Genomic DNA, 5304 nt, shown 5'->3' on the forward strand with positions numbered 1-5304 from the left:
GGTTTGTAAAGGGCCGCAGCTTGATGTTTGAGTGTAAGGTTTAAGCAGGCAGCTGCCATTTCCCAGTTGTTATAATGACCAGAGGCCATAACAATACTTTTATTTCTCTTATAAAGATCATCCAGAATTTCAGGATTTATAATCTTACAGCGCTCTAAGGCTTGCTTTTCACTAATACTAAAACATTTGAGACTCTCTACTATGAAATCGCAGAAGAATTGATAAAATGTCTTTGTTATTTGTTTTATCTCTGTCTTGCTTTTTTCTGGAAAAGAAGCCTCCATGTTTGATGTAACGATAGACTTTCTATAGGATAATAAATAATAACAGACTAAAAATAAGAGATCCGATATCCAATATAAGATTTTTAAAGGAAGTAATGAAAGTGGTTTTATTATTAGGTAATATAAGATTCTCGTCATTTTTTCTTTTTGTGTTAGGGGAGCGTAAATATAGAGAAGCAAACTCAAAAACAAAAGGAAATAATCTTAGAACCATTAGAAATAGTAGGTTCTAACCTAAAAAAAGAGAGATGATTATTTCCTTTATTCAAAGGTTTAATGATCTATTTTAGCTTCAAAAAATATATCTTTGTGGCAAATATCAAATTATGATTAGATCTACCGAACAAGCTTATAATACAATCGATACTAAGGCACAAGGCATACCGTATGAGGCTATCGATCATCTTAGAAATTTAGATTCGAATGAAGCGATAATCAAGAAATTGAAATATGCTTTTGAGAATGCCTATAATGGGACCGTTTATTACTCTGATGAATTGAGGATTATGCTACCTGCACCTTTGTGGTATGCTGTGGTTGCAGAAAAACACTTGCATCTGGATTACGCTGATGATTTATTGAACCTGTTTAGTGTTGAGGAAGACTGGGATTTGATGAACGAACAAGCTGTTTATTTGGTTGGACAGATGGCGAAGAAGTATCCTGCTGAGTTTGTGAATAAGGTATTGGAGTATATTGAAGGGAATATTGATAAAGAAAGCAAAACCCCTTATATCTTCAGTTTTGAAGCTTTGTATTATGCGACTGATGAACAATTCGAGCGCATTTTCGCTATTCTGGATTTTGATAACTTCCAATGGTTGGATCATTATATCAGAATACTGGGTGATATTCAACACGAAGGTACTCTGGAAAAATTCAAAGCGATGTTACCTAAGTTTGAAGGCAAACACACAGCCGTAGAGTTGCAGTTCTATATTGATGTGATGGAAGGACGTGTAACTGATTTCGAAAAGGGTATTGCTTTTTGCGAAATGCGCGATGTAGAGTGGAAAAACCATTACCAACAAATGGAAGCCATTTTTTCAAAATCAGAGGCTCCAATTCAAACTGATAAAAAAGTAGGCAGAAATGATCCTTGTACTTGTGGGTCAGGCAAGAAATTCAAGCAGTGTTGCATGAACTAAATAAATATTGATTCAAGATTTCAATAATATAACAAAAGAGGATGTCAAATTGTTTTGGCATCCTCTTTTTATTTCTTGACGCAGATAAAAATCATTAATTATGATTTTAAAAGGTAGATCATACGAGATCTTATTTTATCAGCGTCTAAATGTTTATCGTCTAGCTTTATCAAGTAGCTTAAGATCCGCAAGTGCTATCGCTGTAACAGCTTCAACAATTACAGGAACACGCAGAGCAATACACGCATCGTGACGACCTTCAATCAGTAGATCTTCCATCTCAGAGGTTGAGATATTCATGGTTTTCTGACTCACACCAATTGATGAGGTTGGCTTGATGGCTACTCTAAACACAATCTCATTTCCATTGGTAATTCCACCGTTGATACCTCCCGCATGATTGGTTTCTGTTTTCCCATCAGGAGTCAGAATATTGTCATTATGCTCCGATCCTGTCATCTTTGCAGCGTCGAAACCTGAGCCAAACTCAATACCTTTGGTTGCAGGAATAGCAAAAATCAAGTGTGAAATCATTGACTCAACAGAATCGAAAAAAGGCTCACCTAATCCTATAGGTAGGTTGTTCGCTTTACATTCCACGATTCCACCAATAGAGTCATGGTTTTTGATCGCCTTATCCAAAGCGGCATCAAAATCGGTTGAACCACCAATTTCAGTTAAGTTCGCTTCGATATGGACATCACCAAGAATCTTTTTTGCAACTGTACCTGCTACAACTAGGCCTAAGGTGATACGTCCAGAGAAGTGACCACCGCCTGTATAATCATTGTTTTTGCCAAATTTATGCTGAGCCACGAAATCGGCGTGACCTGGACGAGGTGTATCAAGCAAATTGCTATAATCCTTCGATTGTGTATTCGTGTTATGAAATAGAATTATAATAGGAGCACCTGTCGTTTTACCTTTAAAGGTGCCACTAAGTATGCTTGGTAAATCTTTTTCGATACGGGGCGTTGTGCCTTTAGCACCTGATTTGCGTCGACTCAAATCAGGTAATAAATCTTCTTCAGTAAGGGCAATGCCTGATGGACAGCCATCAATGGTAATACCGACACCTTTGCCGTGAGACTCTCCGAATATGCTGATTTTGAAAATTCTTCCGAATGTATTCATAGGGGTAATCGTTGTATAGTCTGGATGAGATCCAGTTGTGGTTTAATAATTTGGTAATAGTAGAAACAAAGATAGCAATTTTGCGTTTCTCAGGTGTTTATAAATCGGTCTTATTATCTGTTATAAACTAAGTTTTTTGAAACGAGTTTGACTTCATGCGATCATTTGTTTTCTTTATTATGATCGGCTAATATGAGCTCCGTATTAATGAAAAAAATAATACCTTTCGGGTTCAAACAAGTCATAATAAATTGAGACGATTTTGATTCGCTTATAAATACTAGAGAAAATCATGCAAGAAGAGAATAATCAAATTTGGATAGCAGATCTACCTAAAAGTGAGGAAATAGAATTCACGAATCTATTACCCAGATATAAACTTGTACTAAACATTCAATGGGCAATTTTCTTTGCTCTTCTGATAGTCGTAATGGGTGTTGCATATTTTAAGTTTGACGATATAGATCTCGTGTGGTTTGGCGCAGCCTTAATGGTATGGCTAGTTTTATTATTGATTAAGTTTGCACTCATCCAACTTGGATTTCCTAATAAAGGTTATGCCATTCGACAAAAGGATTTACACTATCGAACGGGTTATCTCACACATAAAATAATTAGTGTTCCCTTTAATCGGATTCAACATGTTGAAATCAGACAGGGATTTATATCAAAAGCTTTGAATATTGCTGTTTTGAAGATTTATACGGCTGGGAACTCTGCACATGATTTATCTTTAAAAGGCATCTCATTGGAAATGGCAGAAGATATTAAACAAGTAATCACATCAAAGGTGACTCAAGATGCATAAACACTCATTTGACACCCAACAACGTCAATCGGTACTAGGCATGCTCTTTTTTTTGTTTTTGAGCGTACAGAAGATCATCAGGATATTTTGGCCCTTACTCTTACTTTATGTATTTAAGGGAAATGCGTCGAAGTTGCTGGAACCAACATGGTTGATTGGTTTGGCTTTTCTGGTCGTACTTTTAGTTGCACATTCGATATTGGCTTGGTACCATTTTTATTTCTACATTAAAGACAATGAATTTGTTCTTCGTAAAGGTTATTTAAAACGTGTGGTTATTGCCATTCCTTTCGAGAAAATTATTTCGATTAACTTAAGACAAAATCTTATACAGCAAGTATTGGGAGTTGTACAGTTGGAAGTGGATTCCGCTGGATCTAAAAAGAAGGAAGTAGCCATCTACGCCATCAGTAGAACAATTGCGGAAGCCCTTCAGGAACAACTCGGTCGTTATAAAGTGGCTGTTTCTAATTCTGAAGAAAACCAAATTGATAGCGATCAAGTTGAAGAAAAGGAAACCATTCTTCAATTATCTTTTAAAGATTTATTACGTATCAGTATTGCTAAAAATCATTTACGAGGCTTATTGATCATTTTAGCATTCGGAAATAATATCTATTATCAGCTCAAAGAATTGTTTGAGAGTGAGATTACTTCAGCAGCTGATAAAACGGAGAATTTTTTGCAACACTCAAGCAGCTTGGCATTAGCAGGGGTGATTATCTTCGTTCTTCTTGTTAGCTTGATTATTTCAATGGCTGAGGTCTTTTTACGTTATTACGATTTCAATATGAAATCTTTTGGAAATGCTTTTAGCTTGCAATCGGGATTACTGAAGCGAAAGAACATCACCATTCCTTTTTCTAAGGTTCAAAGGCTTATGCGCTCAACTAATCCGATTCAAAAATTATTAAATATATCAAATATACAATTGGTTCAAGCCAATAGTATTGAGGTCAGTAAGGAAAAAGACAAGGTTTCTATTCCTGGCTGCGATGATCAAAAGTTTAATGAGCTTTGCAACAAGATCTATGAGGATCCTTTTGCCCAATCGACAATAGATTTAAAACCACATAAAATTTTTCTCTACCGTTATTTTAGATTCTCTTGTTTGCTTATGAGTATCCCGATTATAGCTTTGGGCTTTGAGTTTAATTGGATTTGGTATATGGAGATTCTTGTTCCCTTTATAGCTGCAGGAATAGCCTATCTAAGTTACTTTAGAAGAAGCTACCATATGAGTGCTGATTTCCTTCAGGTACGCTCAGGAATGATTGCCAAGGATTATAGTATTATTGAAGTTTATAAGGTGCAAACCGTGCACATAAAGCGAACATTCTTTCAAAGAAGAAATGGAACAGCAAGCCTTAATTTAGGAATGGCGGGTTCTGTAGTAAGAATTGACTACATAAGCTATGATGAGGCTTTACGAATGAAAGATCAGATTCTATACAAAGTAGAGTCTTCAAGGAAAGATTGGATGTAGGGGGTGAATTTTTAAAATGAGTTTATAGGATGAATGAGATGCTAATCTCATACTAATAATATCAGTATGCTGTACAAAACATGTTTAGTAATTGAGCTTTGGCATGGTTTAGTATAGCCTTTTTAGTATTTTAGCCATCTGGAAAAGAACCATTACTAACATAAAAACAAACACAACGTGAAAAGAACATTTCTTTCATTATTTGCAGCGAGTGTTTTACTAAGCTCATGCAATTGCGACAAGTGTGAAAAAGGCGATGCTAACGGTAACCCGTTTTTTGCTGAGTATAACACACCACATCAAACAGCACCGTTTGATCAAATTAAATTTGAACACTATAAGCCAGCTTTCCTTGAAGGAATGAAGCAGGAGCAAGATGAAGTTTTAGCTATTGCGAACAGCACTGAAGAGCCTACTTTCGAAAACACCATTGAGACTTTCGAA

At 35.9% G+C, this 5304-nt stretch carries 4 protein-coding genes and 2 pseudogenes; 4 read left to right on the plus strand and 2 right to left on the minus strand.

The window, feature by feature from the left end; all coding sequences use genetic code 11:
- Nucleotides 1-422: pseudogene (locus ABY905_RS13660) on the minus strand (lysophospholipid acyltransferase family protein); the annotation flags it as partial.
- A 188-nt stretch (nucleotides 423-610) separates the two neighbouring features.
- Between ABY905_RS13660 and ABY905_RS13665 the strand changes: the two are divergent.
- The gene (locus ABY905_RS13665; protein WP_372644810.1) at nucleotides 611-1432 is read left to right on the plus strand and encodes a YecA family protein; all 822 of its coding nucleotides are present in this window, start codon (nucleotides 611-613) and stop codon (nucleotides 1430-1432) included.
- Nucleotides 1433-1585: 153 nt separating this feature from the next.
- Here ABY905_RS13665 and ABY905_RS13670 read toward each other — a convergent pair whose 3' ends face one another.
- On the minus strand, nucleotides 1586-2566 hold the full coding sequence (locus ABY905_RS13670) for a chorismate synthase (protein WP_372644812.1): 981 nt from the start codon (nucleotides 2564-2566) through the stop codon (nucleotides 1586-1588).
- 292 nt (nucleotides 2567-2858) lie between these two features.
- Here ABY905_RS13670 and ABY905_RS13675 point away from each other — a divergent pair, with 292 nt between their 5' ends.
- The 3 genes and pseudogenes from ABY905_RS13675 to ABY905_RS13685 all read left to right on the plus strand — a co-directional run.
- Entirely contained in the window at nucleotides 2859-3374 is a 516-nt protein-coding gene (locus tag ABY905_RS13675) for a PH domain-containing protein (protein ID WP_372644814.1), read from the plus strand.
- The gene (locus ABY905_RS13680) at nucleotides 3367-4860 is read left to right on the plus strand and encodes a PH domain-containing protein (protein WP_372644816.1); all 1494 of its coding nucleotides are present in this window, start codon (nucleotides 3367-3369) and stop codon (nucleotides 4858-4860) included. Before ABY905_RS13675 ends, ABY905_RS13680 begins: the two co-directional genes overlap by 8 nt.
- Before the next feature lie 177 nt (nucleotides 4861-5037).
- Nucleotides 5038-5304, plus strand: a pseudogene (locus ABY905_RS13685) (peptidase M3); the annotation flags it as partial.

The sequence above is a fragment of the Ancylomarina sp. genome (genome assembly GCF_041555295.1).
Taxonomy (GTDB): domain Bacteria; phylum Bacteroidota; class Bacteroidia; order Bacteroidales; family Marinifilaceae; genus Ancylomarina.